This window comes from Pseudomonas sp. SMSB3 (assembly GCF_052041965.1).
In the GTDB taxonomy this organism is placed as follows: Bacteria; Pseudomonadota; Gammaproteobacteria; order Pseudomonadales; family Pseudomonadaceae; genus Aquipseudomonas.
This window is the reverse complement of record NZ_JBKGGV010000001.1, coordinates 498,370-521,491: the sequence shown is the minus strand read 5'-3', so window position 1 is coordinate 521,491 and position 23,122 is coordinate 498,370. Positions and strand designations below refer to the sequence as shown.

The following is a 23,122-nucleotide window of genomic DNA, read 5'->3' as shown; positions in this document are numbered from 1 at the left end:
CCCGCGATCTATCAGAGACCGTAGCTCATCAGGCGGTCGTAACGACGGGTCAACAACGTGTCGTGGTCGAGCTTGCCGAGCATGTCGAGCTGCTCCACCAGGTCGGCACGAATGCTTGCCGACATCTGTGCCGGGTCACGGTGGGCTCCGCCCAGCGGCTCCTGGATGACCTTGTCGACGATGTTCAGGCTCTTGAGGCGTTCGGCGGTGATGCCCATCGCCTCGGCGGCATCGGCGGCCTTGTCGGCGGTCTTCCACAGGATCGAGGCGCAACCCTCAGGCGAGATCACCGAATAGGTGGAGTACTGCAGCATGTTCAGCTGGTCGCATACGCCGATGGCCAGCGCACCGCCCGAACCACCCTCACCGATCACCGTGGCGATGATCGGGGTTTTCAGGCGCGCCATGACGCGCAGGTTCCAGGCGATCGCCTCGCTCTGGTTGCGCTCTTCGGCGTCGATGCCAGGGTAGGCGCCAGGGGTGTCGATGAAGGTCAGGATCGGCATCTTGAAACGCTCGGCCATTTCCATCAGGCGGCAGGCCTTGCGATAGCCTTCCGGGCGCGGCATGCCGAAGTTGCGGCGAACCTTCTCACGCACTTCGCGGCCCTTTTGGTGGCCGATGACCATCACTGGCTTGCCATCCAGGCGCGCGGTACCACCGACGATGGCGGCGTCGTCGGAGAAGTGGCGATCGCCGTGCAACTCTTCGAACTCGGTGAAGATGTGCTCCAGGTAGTCCAGGGTGTAGGGACGACGTGGGTGACGGGCCAGGCGGGCGATCTGCCAGCTGGTCAGGTTGCCGAAGATGCTTTCGGTCAGGGTGTTGCTCTTGTCCTGCAGACGGGAAATTTCATCGCTGATGTTCAGCGAATTGTCGTTGCCTACCAGGCGCAGGCCTTCGATCTTGGCTTGCAGGTCGGCAATCGGCTGTTCGAAATCGAGAAAATTCGGGTTCATAGTCATCCGTCTTGGGTCTACGGCCAGGCGGCCGGCCGGTTGATCCGTTTGGCGCCATACCTTAAGGGATCAGGCGCATAGAGGTCGAGATTAAATTTCGTCGGTTCAACGATATTGCAGGAAGACGTTCTCACGTCCGAACTGGTCACGCAGCGCCTGAATCAGCCCATCGGCGGGGTCGATCGCCCACTGCTCGCCGAACTGCAACATGGCCTTGGCATCGCTGCCGGTGTATTCCAGAGTAATCGGGCAGGCGCCGCGGTGACGGGTGATCAGTTCGCCCAGCCATTTCAGGCGATCGCCCTTGAGCGCCTCGTGCGCGACTTTCAGCCGCAGGCTTTCGGCCAGCTTGGTCCGGGCGTCCTCCAGGGTCATCACGGTTTTCACTCGCAGGCGCAGGCCGCCGGAGAAATCATCGTTACTGACCTCGCCTTCGACCACCACCATGGCGTCGGTCTGCAGCAATGCCTGCGCTGCCATGAAAGCATCGGCGAACAGCGATGCTTCGATGCGCCCGGAGCGGTCATCGAGGGTGACGAAGCCCATCTTGTCGCCTTTCTTGTTCTTCATCACCCGCAGGGCGATGATCATCCCGGCGATGGTCTGGGTGTCGCGCGCTGGCTTGAGGTCGACGATGCGCTGGCGGGCGAAACGACGGATTTCGGCTTCGTACTCATCGATCGGGTGACCGGTCAGGTACAGGCCCAGGGTATCCTTTTCGCCCTTGAGGCGCTCCTTGAGGGTCAGCGGGCGGACCTTGCGGTGGTTGGCGTAGACATCCACGTCGGCGGCGTCGAACATCCCGCCGAACAGGTCGACGTGGCCACTGTCGGCGGTATGGGCAGCCTGCTCGGCAGCCTTGATGGCTTCGCCGAGGGCCGACAACAGAGTCGCCCGGTTGCGGTCGATATTGGCGTGGTAAGCCTTGATCTCGTCATGGAAGTGCGGACCGAGGCGGTCCAGTGCGCCGCTGCGCACCAGCGCATCGAGGGTGCGCTTGTTGACCCGCTTGAGGTCGATGCGCTCGCAGAAATCGAACAGGTCCTTGAACGGGCCGCCCTGGGCCCGCGCTTCGACGATCGCCTCAACCGGCCCCTCGCCGACGCCCTTGATCGCACCCAGGCCATAGACGATGCGCCCATCATTGTTGACGGTGAATTTGAAGTCGGAAAAGTTGACGTCCGGTGCATCCAGGCGCAGCTTCATGCTGCGCACTTCCTCGACCAGCACCACCACCTTGTCGGTGTTGTGCATGTCTGCCGAGAGCACCGCAGCCATGAACGGCGCCGGATAATGGGTCTTCAGCCAGGCGGTCTGGTACGACACCAGGCCATAGGCGGCCGAGTGGGATTTGTTGAAGCCGTAGCCGGCAAACTTTTCCACCAGGTCGAAGATGTTGCCCGCCAGATCCGCATCGATATTGTTGGCCACGCAGCCTTCGATGAAACCGCCGCGCTGCTTGGCCATCTCCTCGGGCTTTTTCTTACCCATCGCACGACGCAGCATGTCGGCGCCGCCGAGGGTATAGCCGGCCATGACCTGGGCAATCTGCATCACCTGTTCTTGATACAGAATGATGCCGTAGGTCGGTGCCAGCACCGGCTTCAGGCCCTCGTACTGGTAGTCGGAGTGCGGATAGGCAAGCTCGGCGCGGCCGTGCTTGCGGTTGATGAAGTCATCGACCATACCGGACTGCAACGGGCCCGGGCGGAACAACGCCACCAGGGCGATGAGGTCTTCCAGGCAGTCGGGCTTGAGCTTTTTGATCAGCTCCTTCATGCCCCGCGATTCGAGCTGGAATACCGCCGTGGTTTCGGCTTTCTGCAGCAGCTCGTAGGTCTTGCGATCATCGAGCGGAATGAAGTCGATATTGAGGTCGGGCAGGCCGCTCTTGGCCTGCTCGCGGTTGATGATCTCCATCGCCCACTTGATGATGGTCAGGGTGCGCAGGCCGAGGAAGTCGAACTTCACCAGGCCGGCGGCCTCGACGTCGTCCTTGTCGAACTGGGTCACCAGGCCGCCGCCCTCTTCATCGCAGGCGATGGGCGAGAAGTCGGTCAACTTGGTCGGGGCGATGACCACGCCGCCGGCGTGCTTGCCGGTACCACGGGTGACGCCTTCGAGCTTGAGCGCCATGTCCCAGATCTCGCGGGCGTCCTCGTCACCCTTGAGGAAATCGCGCAGGATCTCTTCCTGCTCGAAGGCCTTCTCCAGGGTCATGCCCACTTCGAACGGAATCATCTTCGACAGCCGGTCGGCCAGACCATACGACTTGCCCTGCACCCGCGCCACATCGCGCACCACCGCCTTGGCCGCCATGGTACCGAACGTGATGATCTGGCTTACCGCATTGCGCCCGTAGGCTTCGGCCACGTAATCGATCACCCGGTCACGGCCGTCCATGCAGAAGTCGACGTCGAAGTCGGGCATGGAAACCCGTTCCGGGTTGAGGAAGCGCTCGAACAGCAGGTCATAGGCCAGCGGGTCGAGGTCGGTGATCTTCAGCACGTAGGCCACCAGCGAGCCTGCACCCGACCCCCGGCCCGGGCCGACCGGCACGTCGTTGTTCTTGGCCCACTTGATGAAGTCCATCACGATCAGGAAGTAGCCGGGAAAGCCCATCTGGATGATGATATCCAGCTCGAACTTCAAGCGATCCAGGTACACCTGGCGCTTTTCTTCGTAATTGGGCGTCGTTTCCTTCGGCCACAGGACTGCCAGGCGCTCCTCGAGGCCCTCATGGGAAACATGGCGCAGGTAATCGTCGATGCCCATGCCGTTAGGCGTCGGGAAGTCCGGCAGGAAGTACTTGCCCAGCTGCACTTGAATGTTGCAGCGCTTGGCGATCTCGACGGTGTTGGCCAGGGCATCGGGCAGGTCGCTGAACAGTTCGGCCATTTCCTCGGCCGATTTCAGGTACTGCTGGTCGCTGTAGTTGCGCGGCCGCCGTGGGTCGTCCAACGTCCAGCCTTCACCGATGCACACTCGGGTTTCGTGGGCATCGAAGTCGGACTGCTTGATGAAACGCACATCGTTGGTCGCCACCAGTGGCGCGTCGAAACGATCGGCCAGGGCCACGGCCGCATGCACATAGTCTTCATCGCGCGCACGATTGGTGCGCTGCACTTCGACGTAGAAGCGCTCGGGGAACATGTCCATCCAGTCGCGCAGCAACACTTCGGCTTCGCGCTCGCGGCCGGCCAGCAGGGCCATGCCGATGTCCCCCTCCTTGCCCGCCGACAGGGCGATCAGGCCTTCGCTGGCCGGGGCGATCCAGTCGCGCTGAATCACCACCAGACCGTTGCGCTGGCCCTCGGTCCAGCCTCGGGAAATCAACTCGGTCAGGTTACGGTAGCCCTGCGGATTCATGGCCAGGAAGCAGATGCGCGACAACGGCGCATCGGCATCGCTGCCTGCCAGCCACAGGTCGGCGCCGCTGATCGGTTTGATCCCAGCGCCCATGGCGGTCTTGTAGAACTTGACCAACGAGCACATGTTGCTCTGGTCGGTGATCGCCACCGCCGGCATGTTCAGCCCCGCCAACGCCTTGGCCAGCGGCTTGATCCGCACCAGGCCGTCGACCAGCGAGAATTCGGAGTGGACGCGCAGGTGAACGAAGGGAACCGACATGGAAAGTCCTGTAGCAGTGCTGAACGACAAGCGCGGGATTGTACCGTAAATGCGCGGGGGATTTGCGCCCGCTTGGCCGCCAGGAGCACGCAGGCGGCCGATGACGGCTCAGAGCAAGGAGGCGGTGATGCTGTCGCGCGCTTCCCAGGCCGCCCGCACCGGTGCGAACGAGCGCCGATGAATCGGGGTAGGACCAAGCCGCGCCAGGGCCTCGAGATGCACGGGGGTCGGATAGCCCTTGTGCCCGCCCATGCCATAACCGGGATAGATCAGCTCGAATGCGCTCATCTCCCGGTCGCGCGTGACCTTGGCCAGGATCGACGCCGCAGCGATTGCCGGCACCTTGGCATCGCCCTGCACGACCGGCGCCGATGGCACCGCGAGCGCCGGGCAGCGGTTGCCATCGATCAGTGCCAGCTTGGGCGTGATGTGCAACCCATGTACCGCACGCTGCATCGCCAGCATGGTGGCATGCAGGATGTTCAGCTGGTCGATCTCCTCGACCTCGGCGCGGGCAATACAGAAGCTCAAGGCCTTGGCACAGATTTCCTCGAACAGCGCTTCGCGCTTGGCCTCGGTGAGTTTCTTCGAGTCGTTGAGCCCCAGGATCGGCCGGCTCGGGTCGAGAATCACCGCGGCTGTCACCACGGCCCCACACAATGGGCCACGGCCGACTTCATCGACCCCGGCGACCAGGTCTTGCACCAGATTGAAGTCCAGTCCCATCTGCATCTCAGCGGCCCTCGAGCAATGCCAGCACCGCCTCGGCCGCCTGGTTGGAGGCGTCCCGGCGCAGGGTGCGGTGGATCTCGTCGAAACGCTCGGTCTGGCCACTGCCATCAATGACCAGCGGCGCCAGGGTGCGCGCCAGCGCTTCAGGGGTGGCAGCATCCTGCAGCAACTCGGGCACCAGCTCGCGCTGGGCCAACAGGTTGGGCAACGACACGTAGGGGCTTTTGACCAGGCGCTTGAGAATCCAGTAGGTCACGGGCGCCAGGCGATACGCTACCACCATCGGCCGCTTGTACAGCAAGGCCTCCAGTGTGGCGGTTCCCGAGGCGATCAGTACCGCGTCACAGGCGGCCAGGGCCTGGTGGGACTGGCCATCGAGCAAGGTCAGTGGCAGGTCGCGGCCTTCGAGCATCTGTTCGACCTGGGCGCGGCGCGCGGCATTGGCACAGGGCAACACGAAGCGCACCCCGGGCACCTGCTCGCGCAGGCGCTCGGCGGCGTCGAGGAACAACGCGCCCAGGCGCCCGACTTCACCGCCGCGGCTACCTGGCATCAAGGCCACCAGTGGTCCACTTAGCAGGCCCAGCGCGGCGCGCGCGGCCTGGCGATCGGCGCTCAACTCGATGGTGTCGGCCAGCGGGTGGCCGACGAAACGCACTGGCACGCCCTGCTCTTCGTAGAACCGCGCCTCGAAGGGCAACAGGGTGAGCATCAGGTCACAGCCTTGGCGAATCTTCAGCACGCGCTTTTGCCGCCAGGCCCAGACCGATGGGCTGACATAATGCACGGTCTTGATCCCGGCCTGGCGCAACTTCAACTCGATATTGAGGGTGAAATCCGGGGCATCGATACCGATGAAAACATCCGGTTTTTCGACCAGCAGGGTCTGGATCAGGTCTTTGCGCCGCTTGAGCAGCTCGCGCAGCCGGCCCAGCACTTCGACCAGGCCCATCACTGCCAGGCGCTCCATCGGGAAGTACGACTGCAGGCCTTCGGCCTCCATCAACGGACCGCCAACACCGATGAAACGCACATCCGGGTGGCGCGCCTTGAGCGCACGCATCAGGCCGGAACCAAGGATATCGCCGCTGGCCTCACCCGCGACCAGGGCTACGCAAAGCCGAGCCATGTCAGCGCGTGATGCCGCGAGCAGAGTTCACGATCGACTTGCGGAACACATCGACCTGCGGGTGCTTGGTGGCCAGCTCGTCCAGTTCCTTGATCGCTTCTTCCACGGTCAGCCCCTGGCGGTAGACGATTTTGTAGGAGCGACGCAAGGCATGGATGACTTCGTCGCTGAAACCGCGACGACGCATACCTTCGAAATTCATGCTGCGAGCCTCGGCGGGGCTACCGAAGACCGTGACGAATGCAGGCACATCCTTGCCAATGGCCGTGCCCATGCCGGAAAACGCGTGGGCGCCAATGTGGCAGTACTGGTGCACCAGGGTAAAACCGGACAGGATCGCCCAATCGCCCACATGCACGTGCCCGGCCAGAGCGGTGTTGTTGACCAGGATGCAATGGTTGCCGATGACGCTGTCGTGGCCAATATGGGCGTAGGCCATGATCAGGTTGTGATCACCCAAGGTGGTTTCAGCGCGGTCCTGAATGGTGCCGCGGTGAATGGTCACGCCTTCGCGGATCACGTTGTGATCGCCAATGACCAGGCGCGTCGGCTCGCCCTTGTACTTGAGGTCAGGGGTATCTTCGCCAATAGATGAAAACTGATAGATGCGGTTGTGCTTGCCTATGCGCGTCGGCCCCTTGAGCACGACATGCGGACCGATGACGGTGCCCTCGCCGATCTCGACGTCAGGGCCGACGATCGACCACGGGCCAACCTCGACGCCGTCAGCCAGCTTGGCCGACGGATCGATGATCGCCCGTGGATCAATCGAACTCATAGGGAGCGTTCCGCGCAGGTGATCTCAGCCGAACACACCGGCTTGCCGTCGACCAGGGCGCGGCATTCGAACTTCCAGATCATGCTCTTGCGGCTAAGAAACTTGGCTTCGAGTACCAGCTGGTCGCCCGGCAGTACTGGCTGACGGAAACGCAGCTTGTCGGAGCCTACGAAGTAGTACAGGGTGCCGTCGGCCGGTTTGGCGTCGAGCATCTTGAAACCGAGGATGCCGGCGGCTTGCGCCATGGCTTCGATGATGAGAACGCCCGGCATGATCGGGTGCGCCGGGAAATGACCGTTGAAGAACGGCTCGTTGATGCTGACATTCTTGTAGGCACGAATGCTCTGGGCCTCGAAGTCCAGATCCGTCACGCGATCTACCAGCAGAAACGGGTAGCGGTGAGGCAGGTATTCGCGAATCTCGTTGATGTCCATCATTTCGGGGGGAAGCCTGTAATAAGAATAGGGAGCGCAGGTGCTGACCACACGCTCCTTTTGCAATCCAAAGAGGAGCCAGCTAGCGACGGTTCACTCTTGCTCAGAAATGGTATCAGCCTTCTGATGTCGGCTGGCCACCTGAGGTCACGGTATCGACACGTTTTTCCAGCTGTTGGAGACGCTTGGCCATGTCATCGAGCTGACGAATACGTGCGGCGCTCTTGCGCCAATCCGCCAACGGCTGCATCGCCGTACCGGATGAGTAGGAACCCGGTTCGGTAATCGATCGGGTCACCATGGTCATGCCGGAGATGAATACGTTATCGCAGATATCGATATGCCCCACCAGGCCTACGCCGCCGGCCAGCATGCAGTGCTTGCCGATACGCGCACTGCCGGAAATGCCCACGCACGCCGCCATGGCGGTGTGATCACCGATCTGCACGTTGTGGGCGATCTGGATCTGGTTATCGAGCTTGACGCCGTTGCCAATCCGCGTGTCGGACAGCGCGCCGCGGTCGACTGCAGTGTTGACCCCGATTTCGACGTCGTCACCGATCGTCACCCCACCGATCTGGGCGATCTTGCGCCATACGCCCTTCTCGTTGGCGAAGCCGAAGCCCTCACCGCCGATCACCGCACCGGACTGAATGACCACGCGCTTGCCAATGATGACGTCGTGATACAGCGTCACCCGCGGCGCCAGCCAGCCGCCCTCGCCCACCACGCAACGGGCACCGATGAAGCAGTGCGCACCGACGCTGACATTGGCTTCGATGCGCGCGCCGCTTTCGATCACTGCGAAGGGACCGATACTGGCACTAACGTCGACCTGTGCATCCTCCGCCACCACGGCGCTGGGATGAATTCCCGCTACAGCCTTGGGCTTGGGATCGAACAGGTGGGAGATACGCGCGTAGGCCTGGTAAGGATCGGCGACGATCAGGGCGTTGCCTTCGAAGCTTTCGGCATCGGCAGCCTTGAGCAACACCGCTTCAGCCTGGCAGGTGTCCAGGTACTTGCGGTACTGCGGATTGGCGAGGAAGCTCAATTGACCAGGGCCGGCCTCCTGCAAGGTGGCCAGCCCGGTGATGTGCAGTGCCTCGGAGCCTTTTAAAGTGGCACCGAGGGCCTCAGCCAGCTGGCCGAGCGTCATGGTCACGGTCATATCAACGAGCGTTCATACGCTTGATGACCTCGCCAGTGATGTCGTAGCTCTGCTTGACATCCACGACCGCGCCACGCTCGAGCACCAAGTCGTATTTACCATCAGTGATAACCTGCTGAACGGCGTTATCCAGCTTTGGCTTGAGCTGCTTGAGCATGTCTCGATCGGCAACGGCCTTGGCTTCGTTCAATTCCTTGGACTGGAACTGGAAGTCACGGGCTTTCTGCTTGAATTCCAGCTCAAGTCGCTCGCGCTCTGGCTGCTGCATCTTGTCGCCGCCCTTGATCAGGCGATCCTGGATGCCTTTGGCGCTGCTTTCCAGGCTTTTCAGCTTGGTCAGCTGCGGGCCAAATTTCTTCTCGGCATCGACCGCGTATTTCTTGGCGGCGTCGGATTCGAGCAGCGCCATCTGATAGTTCAGCACGGCAATTTTCATTTCAGCGAAAGCCGGGGTGGCGACCAGCGCCGCGGCCACTACGGCCAGTTGAGCCAATTTACGCACGATGCACTCCTGGATAAACCGTTGTCGTTAAACGAGGGCCGACCTTAGAAGGTCTGGCCCAGAGAGAATTGGAACACCTGGGTATCGGCATCGTCCGGCTTCTTCACCGGCATCGCCAGGCTGAAGCTCAACGGGCCCAGGGCGGTGATCCAGGTCACACCCAGGCCGACCGAACTGGCCATACCCGAGAAACCGACCTTCTGGCAATCGGGCTTGCTGCCGCAATTGGTGTCGAACACGTTACCCACATCCCAGAACACGGAAGTGCGCAGCGAACGCTGATCCTTGACGAACGGCAAGGGGAACAGCAGCTCTACACCACCCTGCACCAACACGTTACCACCGAACGGCAGCGGATCCTGATCCGGGTCGGCGATGGTGCCAGGCTTGCCGCCTGGGTTGCCTTCCCCACGGCTCGGCGTACTGCGTGGACCGAGGCTGCTGTCCTTGAAGCCACGCACGGAGTTGAAGCCACCCGCGTAGTAGTTCTCGTAGAACGGCAGACCCGAGGTGCCACCGAAGCCGTCACCATAGCCAAGCTCGGTGTGCAGACGCAGGGTGTAGTTGCTGGTGATTGGCTTGAACAGCTGGCCACGGTAGTCGAGCTTGTAGAACGACAGGTCGCTGCCAGGAATGGTGCTTTCCAGGGTCAGGCTCTGGGAGTGACCACGGGTTGCCAGCACACCTTTGTTCAGGGTCGATTCGGACCAACCGATCGAGGCCTTGAAGTTGGTGAAGTTGTCGCCTTCCTTGTCGAGGAAGTCGAAGATCTCGTCAACGGTGTATTTACCGGTCTTGATCTTGTCTTGCTGCACGCTCAGGCCGTAGGTCAGGCGCGAGGTTTCGCTGATCGGGTAGCCCAGGCTGACACCGGCGCCCAGGCTGTCCACCGCATAGCTGGCCACGTCGACGTCGAGGTCGTCGTAGTCGGTGCTGCGGTAGAAGGCGTTATAGCCCAGGCTCACACCGTCTGCGGTGAAGTAGGGGTCAACGAAACCGAAGTTGTAGCGGGTCTGGTATTCCGAGCGAGTCAGGCCGACCGAGACCTTGTTACCGGTACCGAGGAAGTTGCTCTGGCTGATCGAGCCGCCGAGGATCAGACCAGCGCTCTGGGCGAAGCCGACACTGGCGGTGATCGAACCGGAAGCCTGCTCTTCGACGCTGTAGTTGACGTCGACCTGGTCATCGGTACCTGGTACCGCTGGCGTCTCGACGTTGACTTCCTTGAAGAAGCCCAGGCGCTCCAGGCGAGTCTTGGACTGGTCGATCAGGTAGGTCGAAGCCCAGCCGCCTTCCATCTGGCGCATTTCGCGGCGCAGCACTTCGTCTTCGGTCTTGGTGTTGCCGCGGTAGTTGATGCGGTTGACGTAGGCACGCTTGCCCGGATCGACGACGAACATGATGTCGACGGTGTGATCCTGGTCGTTCGGTTGCGGTACGCCGTTGACGTTGGCGAAGGTATAGCCTTCGTTGCCCAGGCGACGGGTGATCAACTCGGAGCTGGTGGTCATCACCTTGCGCGAGAACACCTGGCCGGGCTGCACCAGCAGCAGCGACTTGACCTGGTCTTCAGGCACCTTCAGGTCGCCGGACAGCTTGACGTCGCGAACGGTGTACTTCTCACCTTCGTTGATGTTGACGGTGATGTAGACGTGCTTCTTGTCCGGGGTGATCGACACCTGAGTGGAGGCGATGTCCATGTTGATGTAGCCGCGGTCCAGGTAATAGGAACGCAGGCGCTCGAGGTCACCGGAGAGCTTTTCACGGGCGTACTTGTCGTCATTCTTGAAGAACGACAGCCAGTTGGTGGTTTTCAGCTCGAACAGCTGGGACAGCTCGTCATCGTCGAAGACGTTGTTGCCGACCACGTTGATGTGCTGGATGGCAGCGACAGTACCTTCGTTGATCTTGATTTTCAGGGCAACGCGGTTGCGCGGCTGCGGCACGACCTCGGCGTCGACTTCAGCCGAGTAGCGACCCTGGGCCACGTACTGGCGCTGCAGCTCGTTACGCACACCCTCGAGGGTGGCGCGCTGGAAGATCTCGCCTTCGGCCAGACCCGATTGTTTCAGGCCTTTCATCAAGTCGTCAGTGCTGATCGCCTTGTTGCCTTCGATCTCGATGCTCGACACCGACGGACGCTCGACCACGTTGATGATAAGCACGTTGCCATCACGGTTCAGCTGAATGTCCTGGAAGAAGCCGGTCTTGAACAGCGAACGGGTCGAATCCACCAGACGGCGGTCGTCGGCCTGATCACCCACGTTCAGGGGCAAGGCGCCGAACACGCTGCCAGCGGATACCCGCTGCAGGCCGTTGACACGAATATCGGAGATGGTGAAGGACTCGGCGTGAACTTCAGCGATCATCAGTGCGGACATGACCGCAGTTAGCAGCAGACGTTTCATGAAGTCCTTTTATTCCAACTGGCAATAAACAACCCGCCGCACGAAGGCAGCAGGTTCGCAATTGAGCGAATCTTTTATAGTCGACCCAGATCGTTGATCAGGGCGAGCAACATCACCCCTACGACCAAACTGATACCGATCTGGACCCCCCAACCTTGCACCCGATCCGACAGCGGACGACCGCGCGCCCACTCGACCAGATAAAACAGCAAATGCCCCCCATCCAATACCGGGATGGGCAACAGGTTAAGAACCCCCAGGCTTATGCTCAGGTAGGCCAGGAAATTCAGGAAATCCCCCACGCCGGACTGGGCTGAAGCGCCCGCCACTTTAGCAATGGTTATCGGTCCACTCAAGTTTTTTACCGAGAGCTCGCCGAACAACATTTTCTTCAGCGACTCAAGGGTCAGCACGCTCATGTTCCAGGTCCGCGAGAGCCCTTCGCCGACTGCGTCGAGCGGGCCGTAGCTGACCTCGCGGAGCATGCTGGCAGGCCACTGGCCGCCTTTCACGCCCGCCCCAAGGTAGCCTCCGGCGGCCTTGCCCTCGCCCTTTCTGGCCAAGGTAACCGGCACCTCCAGGGCTGCGCCATCGCGCTCGACGCGCAGCACGACCTGGGCGTCGGGACGCGCGCGTACGCGGTCTACCACCTGTTGCCAGTCGCTGAGAACGGCGCCGTCGAGTGCCAGCAGCTTGTCGCCGGACTTCAGACCAGCGGCAGCGGCCGGGCCTTTGGGATCGATCTCGGCCAACACCGGCGCCACCGCTGGGCGCCATGGGCGCAGCCCGAGGGACTGAATCGGATCGGGCTCGTCAGCCCCTTTGAGCCACTGGTCGAGTTTCACCTGCAGCACGCGCTCGGCGCTGGCGCCTTCGTCGCGCACGCCCACCTGCAGGGTGCCGCTCTCACCCAGGCGGCGGACCAGTTGCAGGTTCACCGCCGACCAACCGCTGGTCGCTTTGCCATCAATGGAAACAATTTCCTGCCCCGCAGCCAAACCGGCCGAGGCCGCGAGGCTCGCAGGTTCCACGGCGCCGATCACCGGGCGCACCTGCTGGGTGCCCAACATGGCGAGCAGCCAAAAGAACACGATGGCCAGCAAAAAGTTGGCGATCGGCCCAGCCGCGACAATGGCGATGCGCTGGCGCACCGATTTGCGGTTGAAGGACTGATGAGCCAGCGCTGCTGGCACATCACCCTCGCGCTCGTCGAGCATCTTGACGTAGCCGCCCAGAGGGATGGCCGCTACCACGAACTCAGTACCCTGCCGGTCATGCCAACGCAGCAGTGGCGTACCAAAGCCTACGGAGAAACGCAGTACCTTCACGCCGCAGCGGCGAGCCACCCAGAAGTGGCCGAATTCGTGAAAGGTCACCAGCACACCCAGGGCCACCAGGGTGCCGACAATCATGTAGAGCGCGGTCATATCTTTCTCCGAATGACGTTCAGCAGAACCCTGGACATGCGCACGACCTCAACGGCCGTGGCGCCTCAACCACTCGCGCGCCAGCTCGCGGGCACGTTGGTCGGCAGCGAACACGGCGTCCAGCGAAGGCACCGGCACCACCGGTTCCTGGCTGAGCACCTGCTCGATCATACCCGCGATCTCTGGAAAACGGATACGCCGCTCAAGAAATGCCTCGACAGCAATCTCATTGGCCGCGTTGAGCACGGCAGGCGCGCTGTTGCCGGCTTGCGCCGCCTCGCGCGCCAGGCGCAGGCAAGGAAAGCGCTGTTCGTCAGGCGCCTGGAAATCCAGGCGGGCAATGGCGAACAGGTCCAACGGTGCCACCCCGGAGTCAATCCGCTCAGGCCAGGCCAGGGCGTTGGCGATCGGCGTGCGCATGTCCGGGTTACCTAGCTGCGCAAGCACCGAGCCATCCACGTAGTCGACCAGCGAGTGGATCACGCTTTGCGGATGCACCACCACCTCGACCTTGGCCGGCGCCGCATCGAACAGCCAACACGCCTCGATCAGCTCCAGGCCTTTGTTCATCATGCTGGCCGAGTCGACGGAAATCTTGCGCCCCATCGACCAGTTGGGATGGGCGCAGGCCTGCTCGGGCGTGACGTCGTGCAAGGCTGCGCTTGGTGTCTCGCGGAACGGCCCGCCCGAGGCGGTCAGCAGGATGCGACGAACGCCAACGTGGCGCAGGCCGCGAGCATAATCACCCGGCAGGCACTGGAAGATCGCATTGTGCTCACTGTCGATTGGCAGCAATACCGCACCACTGCGCCGCACCGCCTCCATGAACAGTGCGCCGGACATCACCAACGCTTCTTTGTTGGCCAGCAGCACTTTCTTGCCGGCTTCGACGGCGGCCAAGGTAGGACGCAAGCCGGCAGCCCCGACGATGGCCGCCATGACTGCATCCACTGCAGGCGCCGCGGCCACTTCACACAACCCTGCCTCGCCTTCGAGGACCTGGGTCGTGCAGCCCGCATGGGCCAGGCCATCGCGCAAGCGCGCAGCGGCGTCGGCAGTGGGCACTACGGCGTACTGCGGGGCGTGCCGCACACAGAGCGCCAGCAGCTGGTCGACGCGCGAGTAGCCGCTCAAGGCAAATACCTGGTAACGCTCGGGATGGCGGGCAATCACATCCAGCGTGCTCAGGCCGATCGAGCCCGTCGCACCCAGCACGGTTATGCGTTGCATATCGCTCACATGACACCCCATTCGGCAGCCCAAAGCAGCACGGCGAACACTGGAATGGCCGCCGTCAGGCTGTCGATGCGGTCAAGTACGCCACCGTGACCTGGCAACAGATTGCTGCTGTCCTTGATGCCGGCGCGGCGCTTGAACATGCTTTCGGTCAGATCACCGATCACCGACGACATGACCACCAAGGCAGCACCCAGCAGGCCCAGCAGGATCTGCCCGACACTCCAGTGGCGGGTGATGCCCACCACCAGGGTGATCAGCAGGCTGACCGCCAGACCACCGTAAACGCCTTCCCAGCTTTTGCCAGGGCTGACCTGCGGCGCCAGCTTGCGCTTACCGAAGGCGCGGCCGGAGAAATAGGCGCCGATGTCAGCCGCCCAGACCAGCACCATGACCGAGAGGATCAGCCAGTTGCCCAACTGCCAGTGCTTGAGCAGCAGCAGGCCCTGCCAGGCCGGCAGCAGGATCAACAGCCCGATCAGCAGCTTGCAGGCAGCGCTGGCCCACAGCTCGCTGCTACGTGGGTAGGTCAGTACCAACCAGGTCGCCAGCCCCCACCAGATCACCGCGGCCCCGAGCACCCAGGGCGCAAGGTCGGGCATCAGGTAGAGCACCATCAGCGCGCCGGCCACCAACGCGGCGTAGGCGATGCGCAACGGCTGGGCCATCAGCCCGGCCAGGCGCGCCCACTCCCAGGCACCGAGGGTCACCACGAAGCCGATGAACAGGGCAAAATCCCCGCCATTGAGCAGGAAGAAGCCGCCCAATGCCACCGGCAGCAGGATCAGCGCAGTAATGATGCGTTGTTTAAGCATTAAGCACGAGCTCCAGCCTCGACCTGCTCGCTGGTCTTACCAAAGCGGCGCTGGCGCGAAGCGAAATCGGCCAGGGCTTTGCGCATGGCCTCGTGTTTGAAATCCGGCCAGTACAGGTCGGAGAAATACAACTCGGCATACGCCAGTTGCCACAACAGGAAGTTGCTGATGCGGTGCTCGCCACCGGTGCGGATGCACAGGTCGGGCAATGGCAACTCGCCCGTGGCCAGGCAGGTCTGCAGCAAGCCCGGGGTGATGTCATCGGGACGCAGGTGACCGGCTTGCACCTCTCGCGCCAGGCGCTGGGCGGCCTGAGCGATATCCCACTGGCCACCGTAGTTGGCGGCGATCTGCAGGATGAAGCGGTTGTTGCCCGCCGTCAGCGACTCGGCCTCGCGCATGGCAGCCTGCAGCTCGGGATGAAAGCGTGAACGGTCACCGATGATACGCAGGCTGATGTTGTTGTCGTTGAGGCGCCGCGCTTCGCGGCGCAACGCCGAAAAGAACAGCTCCATCAACGCGCCTACCTCATCGGCCGGGCGCTGCCAGTTCTCGCTGGAGAAGGCGAACAGGGTCAACACCTCGACCCCGGCCTCGGCGCACACTTCAATCACCGCGCGCACAGCATCGACGCCCGCCTTGTGCCCGGCGACGCCAGGCAGCAAGCGTTTCTTCGCCCAGCGGTTGTTGCCATCCATGATGATCGCGACATGACGCGGCACCGAGGACGGTGCCGCCAGCTTGGACTTTTCCATTGAAAAACCCCGGCCTTAGACGGCCATCAGGTCCTTTTCCTTGGCTTCCAGCGCCTTGTCGATCTCGGCGATGTACTTGTCGGTCAGCTTCTGCAGCTCGTCACCAGCACGACGCTCTTCGTCTTCGCTGATTGCCTTGTCCTTGGACAGCTTTTTCAAGTCGGTCATGGCATCACGCCGCACGTTACGCACCGCCACCTTGCCGTCTTCTGCAACGCCACGCGCCTGCTTGGTATAGCCTTTACGGGTTTCTTCGGTCAGCGCCGGCATCGGTACGCGGATGGTGGTACCGGCACTGGAAGGGTTCAGACCTAGATCAGAAGTCAGGATGGCTTTTTCGATGGCCGCGCTGAGGTTCTTGTCGTGGGCGACGATCTTCAGGGTACGGGCGTCTTCGACGGTGATCGCTGCCACCTGGTTCAGCGGCATCTCGCTGCCCCAGGCAGTGACCTTGACGGTATCCAGGATGCTTGGGTGAGCGCGGCCGGTGCGGATGGCCGCCAGGTTGCGACCCAGGGCTTCCAGCGACTTGGTCATGCGCTCCTGCGCGTCTTTCTTGATGTCGTTGATCATGCTTGGCCTTCCTCGATCAGAGTACCTTCAGCGCCGCCCACCACGATGTTCAGCAGGGCGCCAGGCTTGTTCATGTTGAATACCCGCAATGGCATCTTGTGGTCACGGCACAGGCAGATTGCGGTCAGGTCCATCACACCCAGCTTGCGATCCAGGACCTCGTCGTAGGTCAGGCGATCGAACTTCTCGGCATGCGGATCCTTGAATGGGTCGGCAGTGTACACGCCATCGACCTTGGTCGCCTTCAGCACCACGTCGGCATCGATCTCGATGGCGCGCAGGCAGGCTGCGGAATCGGTGGTGAAGAACGGGTTGCCGGTACCGGCAGAGAAAATTACCACATCCCCGGAGTTGAGGTGGCGAATCGCTTTGCGGCGATCGTAATGGTCGGTGACGCCCACCATGGAAATGGCCGACATGACCAGGGCCGGGATGTTCGAGCGCTCCAGCGCATCGCGCATGGCCAGGCCGTTCATCACGGTGGCCAGCATGCCCATGTGGTCGCCGGTGACACGATCCATGCCAGCTGCGCTGAGTGCAGCGCCGCGGAACAGGTTGCCGCCACCGATCACCAGGCCGACCTGGACACCGATCCCTACCAACTGGCCAACTTCGAGGGCCATGCGATCGAGCACCTTCGGGTCGATCCCGAAGTCTTCCGAGCCCATCAGGGCCTCGCCGCTAAGTTTGAGCAAAATGCGTTTATAGCGAGGTTGGCGACCACTCACCTGCTGAGCCATTGCGAGTCTCTCCTGCGGCGTACTTAGAAAATTCGTGCGAGCCGGTTTCGGCACGCTAACTGTAGCGTGGCACCGTTCGGGTGCCAGCGGCGCCAGGTTGGGTAAACCTTTTGCCGTTTTGACAAAGAGGCTGCGCGCGTGAGCGGGCAGCCTCTTCGGGGCGACAGACGGGCTGTCTTACTGCTTGGCAGCTGCTACCTGAGCGGCAACTTCAGCAGCGAAGTCGTCGACTGGCTTCTCGATGCCTTCGCCAACCTTGAAGTAGGTGAAGGATACGATTTCAGCGCCGGCTTTCTTGGCCAGTTCGCCCACTTTGACTTCCGGGTTCATGACGAAAGCTTGCTCTTTGAGCGAGGCTTCGGCTTTGAACTTGGTGATACGACCGTTGATCATGTTCTCAACGATGTTCTCTGGCTTGCCAGCGATCTTGTCAGCGTTCAGCTGCAGGAAGACGCCCTTCTCGCGCTCGATGGCTTCGGCGGAGATTTCCGACGAGTCCAGGAACTCTGGGTTCGAAGCAGCGACGTGCATGGCGATGTTCTTCGCCAGCTCGACATCACCGCCTTTCAGGACGACGGCTGCGCCGATCTTGTTGCCGTGCAGGTAGGCGCCGACCACGTCGCCTTCGACGCGCACCAGGCGACGGATGTTGACGTTCTCGCCGCACTTGGCGACCAGGGCTTCACGTGCAGCTTCACGCGAGGCGATCAGCGGCGCTGCGTCGGTGAGCTTCTGGGCGAAGGCTTCTTCCAGGCTTTCGGCAACGAACGTTTTGAAGTCGTCTTGCAGGGCCAGGAAGTCGGTCTGCGAGTTCACTTCCAGCAGGACGGCGGTTTTACCGTCGGTCTTGACGGCGATAGCGCCTTCAGCAGCGACGTTGCCAGCCTTCTTGGCGGCCTTGATGGCGCCCGAGGCACGCATGTCGTCAATGGCTTTTTCGATGTCGCCGCCGGCCTTTTCCAGGGCCTTTTTGCAATCCATCATGCCTTCGCCGGTACGCTCGCGCAGTTCTTTGACCAGCGCCGCAGTAATTGCTGCCATTTCAAAATCCTCTTGGAAAGTTTTTCAACCATTCCACCCGCTCGTCACGGGCGTTAAATTCTGCAAATCGCTGCCTTTATATCAGCTCGCCCATGATGATGGGGCGTTGCTGACAGCAGGATTTCAAGGTGGCAAAAAGGGGGCAAAGCCCCCTTTTCGCGTGCCAAGTAGACGCTAGGGTCTATTACTCGGCAGCCGGTGCAGCCGCTTCTTCAGCGTAGACTTCAGTGCCGCCGGCAACGTTGTTGCGGCCGCGGATGATGGCGTCAGCCATCGAAGTCATGTACAGCTCGATAGCGCGAATGGCGTCATCGTTACCTGGGATCACGTAGTCAACGCCTTCTGGGCTGCTGTTGGTATCGACAACGCCGATGACCGGGATGCCCAGCTTGTTGGCTTCGGTGATGGCAATGCGCTCGTGGTCAACGTCGATCACGAACAGGGCATCAGGCAGGCCGCCCATGTCCTTGATACCACCCAGGCTGCGGTCCAGTTTTTCCAGATCGCGCGAACGCATCAGGGCTTCTTTCTTGGTCAGCTTGGCAAAGGTGCCGTCTTCGGCCTGGGTTTCCAGGTCGCGCAGACGCTTGATCGAGGCGCGGATGGTCTTGTAGTTGGTCAGCATGCCGCCCAACCAACGGTGATCAACGTATGGCGAACCTGCGCGAGCAGCTTGCTCGGCAACGATCTTGCCGGCGGAACGCTTGGTGCCGACGAACATGATCTTGTTCTTGCCCTGGGCCAGACGCTCTACGAAAGCCAGCGCTTCGTTGAACATTGGCAGGGTTTTTTCCAGGTTGATGATGTGGATCTTGTTACGCGCGCCGAAAATGTACTTGCCCATTTTCGGGTTCCAGTAACGGGTCTGGTGGCCGAAGTGCACACCGGCCTTCAGCATATCGCGCATGTTGACTTGGGACATGATAGTTCCTTGATAAGTCGGGTTGGGCCTCCACGCGTCCCAATGACCAACCCGCGAATTCATGAATTCGGGGCACCCAGGCCATCGTGTCGACACGTGTGTGGGTTTAAGCTTGCGGGGACGTCCCCGAAAGCGGCGCATGTTATACCACAGACCGCAAGCGAACGGAACCTGCGAAAGCGCTGCAAGTTTCAGGCTGCAAGCTGCAAGGAAAAGCGGGCCGCAGGCGACCCCCTTCTTCCTGGAGCTTGCAGCTTGATCCTTGACGCTCTGATAGAATAGGGGCTTTCCCGTTTGTTCGCGCCGTTCGCGGCGCCGTAGAGAGCCTGTAATGACCGTTACCATCAAGACCGCAGAAGACATCGAAAAGATGCGCATCGCCGGCCGCCTGGCCGCCGAAGTGCTGGAGATGATCGAAGAGCACGTCAAGCCTGGCGTCACCACCGAAGCGCTCGATCGCCTGTGCCACGACTACATCGTCAACGTCCAGCAGGCTATCCCGGCGCCGCTCAACTACAAGGGCTACCCGAAGTCGATCTGCACCTCGATCAACCACGTGGTGTGTCATGGCATTCCCAATGACAAGCCACTCAAGGACGGCGATACGCTGAACATCGACGTCACCGTGATCAAGGACGGCTATCACGGCGACACCAGCCGCATGTTTCATGTCGGCACCGTGCCGGTCTGGGCCGAGCGCCTGTCCAAGGTCACCCAGGAATGCATGTACAAGGCCATCGAGCTGGTCAAGCCGGGCTGCCGCCTGGGCGACATCGGCGAGGTGATCCAGAAGCACGCCGAAAAGAACGGCTTCTCCGTGGTGCGTGAGTTCTGCGGCCATGGTATCGGCAAGGTGTTCCACGAGGAGCCGCAGATCCTGCACTATGGCCGCGCCGGCACCGGCATGGAGCTCAAGGAAGGCATGACCTTCACCATCGAGCCGATGATCAACCAGGGCAAGGCCGACACCAAGGTGCTGGGCGACGGCTGGACCGCCATCACCAAGGACCGCAAGCTCTCGGCGCAGTGGGAACATACCCTGGTGGTGACTGCCACGGGCTACGAGATCTTCACCCTGCGCAAGGACGACACCATCCCGCGCACCTCGGCCTGATAGCAGCCAAGGGCAACCCTCATACAGGAACGCGACGCGATGCCCCAGGTGGATCCCGAGCTGTTCGACCGCGGCCAGTTCCAAGCGGAACTGGCCCTCAAGGCGAGCCCCATTGCCGCCTTCAAGAAAGCCATCCGCCAGGCCGGCGAGGTGCTCGACAAGCGTTTTCGCGCAGGTGGCGAGATCCGCCCGCTGATCCAGGCGCGCGCGTGGCTGGTCGACAACATCCTGCAACAGGCCTGGAACCAGTTCGACTGGGGCGAGCCAAGCGGTATCGCCCTGGTCGCGGTCGGCGGCTATGGCCGTGGCGAGCTGCATCCGCACTCGGACATCGACCTGTTGATTCTGCTCGGCGCTGCCGAACACGAGCTGTACCGCGAAGCGATCGAACGCTTCCTGACCCTGCTCTGGGACATTGGCCTTGAAGTCGGGCAAAGCGTGCGCACGGTCGATGAGTGCGGCGAACAGGCCCGCGCCGACCTGACGGTGATCACCAACCTGATGGAAAGCCGCACCATCGCCGGCCCCGAGGCGCTGCGTCAGCGCATGCTCGAGGCGACCAGCACCGCGCACATGTGGCCGAGCAAGGAATTCTTCCTGGCCAAGCGCGCCGAGCTGAAGGCCCGCCATCACAAGTACAACGACACCGAATACAACCTCGAGCCCAACGTCAAGGGTTCGCCTGGCGGCCTGCGCGATATCCAGACCGTGCTGTGGGTGGCACGCCGTCAGTACGGCACGTTGAACCTGCACGCCCTGGCCGGCGAGGGCTTCCTGCTGGAAAGCGAGAACGAGCTGCTGGCGTCCTCCCAGGACTTCCTGTGGAAGGTGCGCTATGCCCTGCATATGCTCGCCGGGCGCGCCGAGGACCGCCTGCTGTTCGACCACCAGCGCAGCATCGCCGACCTGCTCGGCTACTGCGACGACAATCCCAAGCGCGCCATCGAGCAGTTCATGCAGCAGTACTACCGGGTGGTGATGAGCATCAGCCAGCTGTGCGATCTGATCATCCAGCACTTCGAAGAAGTCATTCTGGCAGACGACGACAGCGGTGCCACCCAGCCGCTCAACACGCGCTTTCGCCTGCACGATGGCTACATCGAAGCGGTCAAGCCGAACGTCTTCAAGCGCACGCCCTTCGCCATGCTGGAGATCTTCGTGCTGATGGCCCAGCACCCGGAGATCAAGGGCGTGCGTGCCGATACCGTGCGCCTGCTGCGTGAGCACCGGCACCTGATCGACGACAGCTTCCGCAACGACATCCGCAACACCAGCCTGTTCATCGAGCTGTTCAAGTGCGAGATCGGCATCCACCGCAACCTGCGGCGCATGAACCGCTACGGCATCCTGGGCCGCTACCTGCCGGAGTTCGGCTTGATCGTCGGGCAGATGCAGCACGACCTGTTCCATATCTACACCGTCGATGCGCACACCCTGAACCTGATCAAGCACCTGCGCAAATTGCAGTACACCCCGGTGTCGGAAAAATTCCCATTGGCCAGCAAGCTCATGGGTCGCCTGCCCAAACCCGAACTGATCTACCTGGCTGGCCTGTACCACGACATCGGCAAGGGCCGTCAGGGCGATCATTCCGAGATTGGCGCAGTGGATGCGCAGAAGTTCTGCGAGCGCCACCAATTGCCCGCCTGGGACAGCCGCCTGATCGTCTGGCTGGTGCAAAATCACCTGGTGATGTCGACCACCGCCCAGCGCAAAGACCTCTCCGACCCACAGGTGATCAACGACTTTGCTCTGCACGTGGGCGACGAGACGCGCCTGGACTACCTCTATGTGCTGACCGTGGCCGACATCAACGCCACCAATCCCAGCTTGTGGAATTCCTGGCGCGCCAGCCTGCTGCGCCAGCTTTATTCGGAAACCAAGCGCGCGCTGCGCCGAGGCCTGGAAAACCCACTGGATCGCGAGGAGCAGATCCGCCAGACGCAATCGGCGGCGCTGGACATTCTGGTGCGCGGCGGCACCGACCCAGACGACGTCGAACAGCTATGGTCGCAACTGGGCGATGACTACTTCCTCAAGCACGATGCGGCCGATGTGGCCTGGCACAGCGATGCCATCTTGCAGCAGCCGGCCGATGGCGGGCCGCTGGTGCTGATCAAGGAAACCACCCAGCGCGAATTCGAAGGCGGCACGCAGATCTTCATCTACGCCCCCGACCAGCACGATTTCTTCGCCGTGACCGTGGCGGCCATGTCGCAGCTGAACCTGAACATTCACGATGCGCGGATCATCACCTCCAGCAGCCAGTTCACCCTCGACACCTACATCGTGCTCGATAACGATGGCGGCTCGATCGGCGACAACCCGCAGCGGGTCAAGCAGATTCGGGACGGCCTGACCGAGGCACTGCGCACACCGGAGGACTACCCGACGATCATCCAGCGCCGGGTGCCGCGCCAGCTCAAGCACTTCACCTTCCCACCGCAGGTGACCATCCTCAACGATGCGCAGCGCGCCGTGACCATTCTCGAGATCACCGCACCCGACCGCCCCGGCCTGCTGGCGCGGCTTGGGCGAATTTTCCTGGAGTTCGACCTGTCGCTGCAGAATGCCAAGATCGCCACCCTCGGCGAACGCGTGGAAGACGTGTTCTTCATCACCGATGCCGACAACCAGCCGCTGTCCGATCCGCAGCTGTGCAGCCGCCTGCAGGAAGCCATCGTGCAGCAGTTGCAGGCCGGCCAGGCCAGTGAAGCCAGCCCGACCCGCCTGACTATTTAACGATTAGACGATTG

The 23,122-nt window shown here is 62.0% G+C and carries 19 protein-coding genes; 2 read left to right on the top strand and 17 right to left on the bottom strand.

Annotated features, from left to right (window positions below):
* Positions 1-11: 11 nt before the first annotated feature.
* From accA to rpsB, 17 genes are all read right to left on the bottom strand, one after another.
* Positions 12-959 carry an acetyl-CoA carboxylase carboxyl transferase subunit alpha gene (gene accA, locus ACLEJW_RS02365; RefSeq protein WP_145185756.1) on the bottom strand — a complete coding sequence of 316 codons (948 nt, stop codon included), beginning with the start codon at positions 957-959 and terminating at the stop codon, positions 12-14.
* Positions 960-1,064: 105 nt separating this feature from the next.
* Entirely contained in the window at positions 1,065-4,589 is a 3,525-nt protein-coding gene (gene dnaE, locus ACLEJW_RS02360; protein ID WP_145185753.1) for a DNA polymerase III subunit alpha, read from the bottom strand.
* Between the two features lie 108 nt (positions 4,590-4,697).
* The gene (gene rnhB / locus ACLEJW_RS02355; protein ID WP_145185750.1) at positions 4,698-5,321 is read right to left on the bottom strand and encodes a ribonuclease HII; all 624 of its coding nucleotides are present in this window, start codon (positions 5,319-5,321) and stop codon (positions 4,698-4,700) included.
* Between the two features lies 1 nt (position 5,322).
* Entirely contained in the window at positions 5,323-6,450 is a 1,128-nt protein-coding gene (lpxB, locus tag ACLEJW_RS02350; RefSeq protein WP_440776934.1) for a lipid-A-disaccharide synthase, read from the bottom strand.
* A 1-nt stretch (position 6,451) separates the two neighbouring features.
* Positions 6,452-7,228, bottom strand: coding sequence for an acyl-ACP--UDP-N-acetylglucosamine O-acyltransferase (gene lpxA / locus ACLEJW_RS02345; RefSeq protein ID WP_145185744.1), 777 nt, complete (start codon positions 7,226-7,228; stop codon positions 6,452-6,454).
* The gene (gene fabZ, locus ACLEJW_RS02340; protein ID WP_003252314.1) at positions 7,225-7,665 is read right to left on the bottom strand and encodes a 3-hydroxyacyl-ACP dehydratase FabZ; all 441 of its coding nucleotides are present in this window, start codon (positions 7,663-7,665) and stop codon (positions 7,225-7,227) included. Before fabZ ends, lpxA begins: the two co-directional genes overlap by 4 nt.
* A gap of 112 nt (positions 7,666-7,777) precedes the next feature.
* Positions 7,778-8,833 carry a UDP-3-O-(3-hydroxymyristoyl)glucosamine N-acyltransferase gene (lpxD, locus tag ACLEJW_RS02335; RefSeq protein ID WP_313297444.1) on the bottom strand — a complete coding sequence of 352 codons (1,056 nt, stop codon included), beginning with the start codon at positions 8,831-8,833 and terminating at the stop codon, positions 7,778-7,780.
* 1 nt (position 8,834) lies between these two features.
* Entirely contained in the window at positions 8,835-9,335 is a 501-nt protein-coding gene (locus ACLEJW_RS02330) for an OmpH family outer membrane protein (protein WP_145185738.1), read from the bottom strand.
* A 44-nt stretch (positions 9,336-9,379) separates the two neighbouring features.
* The gene (gene bamA / locus ACLEJW_RS02325; protein ID WP_145185735.1) at positions 9,380-11,743 is read right to left on the bottom strand and encodes an outer membrane protein assembly factor BamA; all 2,364 of its coding nucleotides are present in this window, start codon (positions 11,741-11,743) and stop codon (positions 9,380-9,382) included.
* 74 nt (positions 11,744-11,817) lie between these two features.
* On the bottom strand, positions 11,818-13,170 hold the full coding sequence (gene rseP / locus ACLEJW_RS02320) for an RIP metalloprotease RseP (protein ID WP_313297449.1): 1,353 nt from the start codon (positions 13,168-13,170) through the stop codon (positions 11,818-11,820).
* Positions 13,171-13,218: 48 nt separating this feature from the next.
* A complete protein-coding gene (ispC, locus tag ACLEJW_RS02315; RefSeq protein ID WP_313297452.1) occupies positions 13,219-14,409 on the bottom strand; it encodes a 1-deoxy-D-xylulose-5-phosphate reductoisomerase in 1,191 nt (396 codons plus the stop codon).
* Positions 14,406-15,221: a phosphatidate cytidylyltransferase gene (locus tag ACLEJW_RS02310; RefSeq protein ID WP_145185725.1), complete on the bottom strand. Its 816-nt coding sequence runs from the start codon at positions 15,219-15,221 to the stop codon at positions 14,406-14,408. Before ACLEJW_RS02310 ends, ispC begins: the two co-directional genes overlap by 4 nt.
* Positions 15,221-15,976: a polyprenyl diphosphate synthase gene (gene uppS / locus ACLEJW_RS02305; protein WP_313297458.1), complete on the bottom strand. Its 756-nt coding sequence runs from the start codon at positions 15,974-15,976 to the stop codon at positions 15,221-15,223. Before uppS ends, ACLEJW_RS02310 begins: the two co-directional genes overlap by 1 nt.
* A 15-nt stretch (positions 15,977-15,991) precedes the next feature.
* Positions 15,992-16,549, bottom strand: coding sequence for a ribosome recycling factor (gene frr / locus ACLEJW_RS02300; protein ID WP_145185719.1), 558 nt, complete (start codon positions 16,547-16,549; stop codon positions 15,992-15,994).
* On the bottom strand, positions 16,546-17,289 hold the full coding sequence (gene pyrH / locus ACLEJW_RS02295; RefSeq protein WP_088513366.1) for a UMP kinase: 744 nt from the start codon (positions 17,287-17,289) through the stop codon (positions 16,546-16,548). Before pyrH ends, frr begins: the two co-directional genes overlap by 4 nt.
* 177 nt (positions 17,290-17,466) lie before the next feature.
* Positions 17,467-18,330, bottom strand: a complete 864-nt coding sequence (gene tsf / locus ACLEJW_RS02290; protein WP_145185691.1) for a translation elongation factor Ts — start codon at positions 18,328-18,330, stop codon at positions 17,467-17,469.
* A 184-nt stretch (positions 18,331-18,514) separates the two neighbouring features.
* On the bottom strand, positions 18,515-19,252 hold the full coding sequence (gene rpsB / locus ACLEJW_RS02285; protein WP_060512637.1) for a 30S ribosomal protein S2: 738 nt from the start codon (positions 19,250-19,252) through the stop codon (positions 18,515-18,517).
* A gap of 331 nt (positions 19,253-19,583) precedes the next feature.
* Between rpsB and map the strand changes: the two genes are divergently transcribed.
* Both map and ACLEJW_RS02275 read left to right on the top strand, forming a co-directional pair.
* Positions 19,584-20,366, top strand: coding sequence for a type I methionyl aminopeptidase (map, locus tag ACLEJW_RS02280; protein WP_016712936.1), 783 nt, complete (start codon positions 19,584-19,586; stop codon positions 20,364-20,366).
* 39 nt (positions 20,367-20,405) lie between these two features.
* Positions 20,406-23,108 (top strand): [protein-PII] uridylyltransferase, encoded by a 2,703-nt coding sequence (locus tag ACLEJW_RS02275; RefSeq protein WP_145185688.1) that lies wholly within the window; start codon positions 20,406-20,408, stop codon positions 23,106-23,108.
* The last annotated feature ends 14 nt before the right edge of the window (positions 23,109-23,122 follow it).

Bases quoted from the DNA above. Each gene is read 5' to 3' on its own strand.
- accA (WP_145185756.1), bottom strand. From the start codon at position 959: ATGAACCCGAATTTTCTCGATTTCGAACAGCCGATTGCCGACCTGCAA.
- dnaE (WP_145185753.1), bottom strand. From the start codon at position 4,589: ATGTCGGTTCCCTTCGTTCACCTGCGCGTCCACTCCGAATTCTCGCTG.
- rnhB (WP_145185750.1), bottom strand. From the start codon at position 5,321: ATGCAGATGGGACTGGACTTCAATCTGGTGCAAGACCTGGTCGCCGGG.
- lpxB (WP_440776934.1), bottom strand. From the start codon at position 6,450: ATGGCTCGGCTTTGCGTAGCCCTGGTCGCGGGTGAGGCCAGCGGCGAT.
- lpxA (WP_145185744.1), bottom strand. From the start codon at position 7,228: ATGAGTTCGATTGATCCACGGGCGATCATCGATCCGTCGGCCAAGCTG.
- fabZ (WP_003252314.1), bottom strand. From the start codon at position 7,665: ATGATGGACATCAACGAGATTCGCGAATACCTGCCTCACCGCTACCCG.
- lpxD (WP_313297444.1), bottom strand. From the start codon at position 8,833: ATGACCGTGACCATGACGCTCGGCCAGCTGGCTGAGGCCCTCGGTGCC.
- bamA (WP_145185735.1), bottom strand. From the start codon at position 11,743: ATGAAACGTCTGCTGCTAACTGCGGTCATGTCCGCACTGATGATCGCT.
- rseP (WP_313297449.1), bottom strand. From the start codon at position 13,170: ATGACCGCGCTCTACATGATTGTCGGCACCCTGGTGGCCCTGGGTGTG.
- ACLEJW_RS02310 (WP_145185725.1), bottom strand. From the start codon at position 15,221: ATGCTTAAACAACGCATCATTACTGCGCTGATCCTGCTGCCGGTGGCA.
- uppS (WP_313297458.1), bottom strand. From the start codon at position 15,976: ATGGAAAAGTCCAAGCTGGCGGCACCGTCCTCGGTGCCGCGTCATGTC.
- frr (WP_145185719.1), bottom strand. From the start codon at position 16,549: ATGATCAACGACATCAAGAAAGACGCGCAGGAGCGCATGACCAAGTCG.
- pyrH (WP_088513366.1), bottom strand. From the start codon at position 17,289: ATGGCTCAGCAGGTGAGTGGTCGCCAACCTCGCTATAAACGCATTTTG.
- tsf (WP_145185691.1), bottom strand. From the start codon at position 18,330: ATGGCAGCAATTACTGCGGCGCTGGTCAAAGAACTGCGCGAGCGTACC.
- rpsB (WP_060512637.1), bottom strand. From the start codon at position 19,252: ATGTCCCAAGTCAACATGCGCGATATGCTGAAGGCCGGTGTGCACTTC.
- map (WP_016712936.1), top strand. From the start codon at position 19,584: ATGACCGTTACCATCAAGACCGCAGAAGACATCGAAAAGATGCGCATC.
- ACLEJW_RS02275 (WP_145185688.1), top strand. From the start codon at position 20,406: ATGCCCCAGGTGGATCCCGAGCTGTTCGACCGCGGCCAGTTCCAAGCG.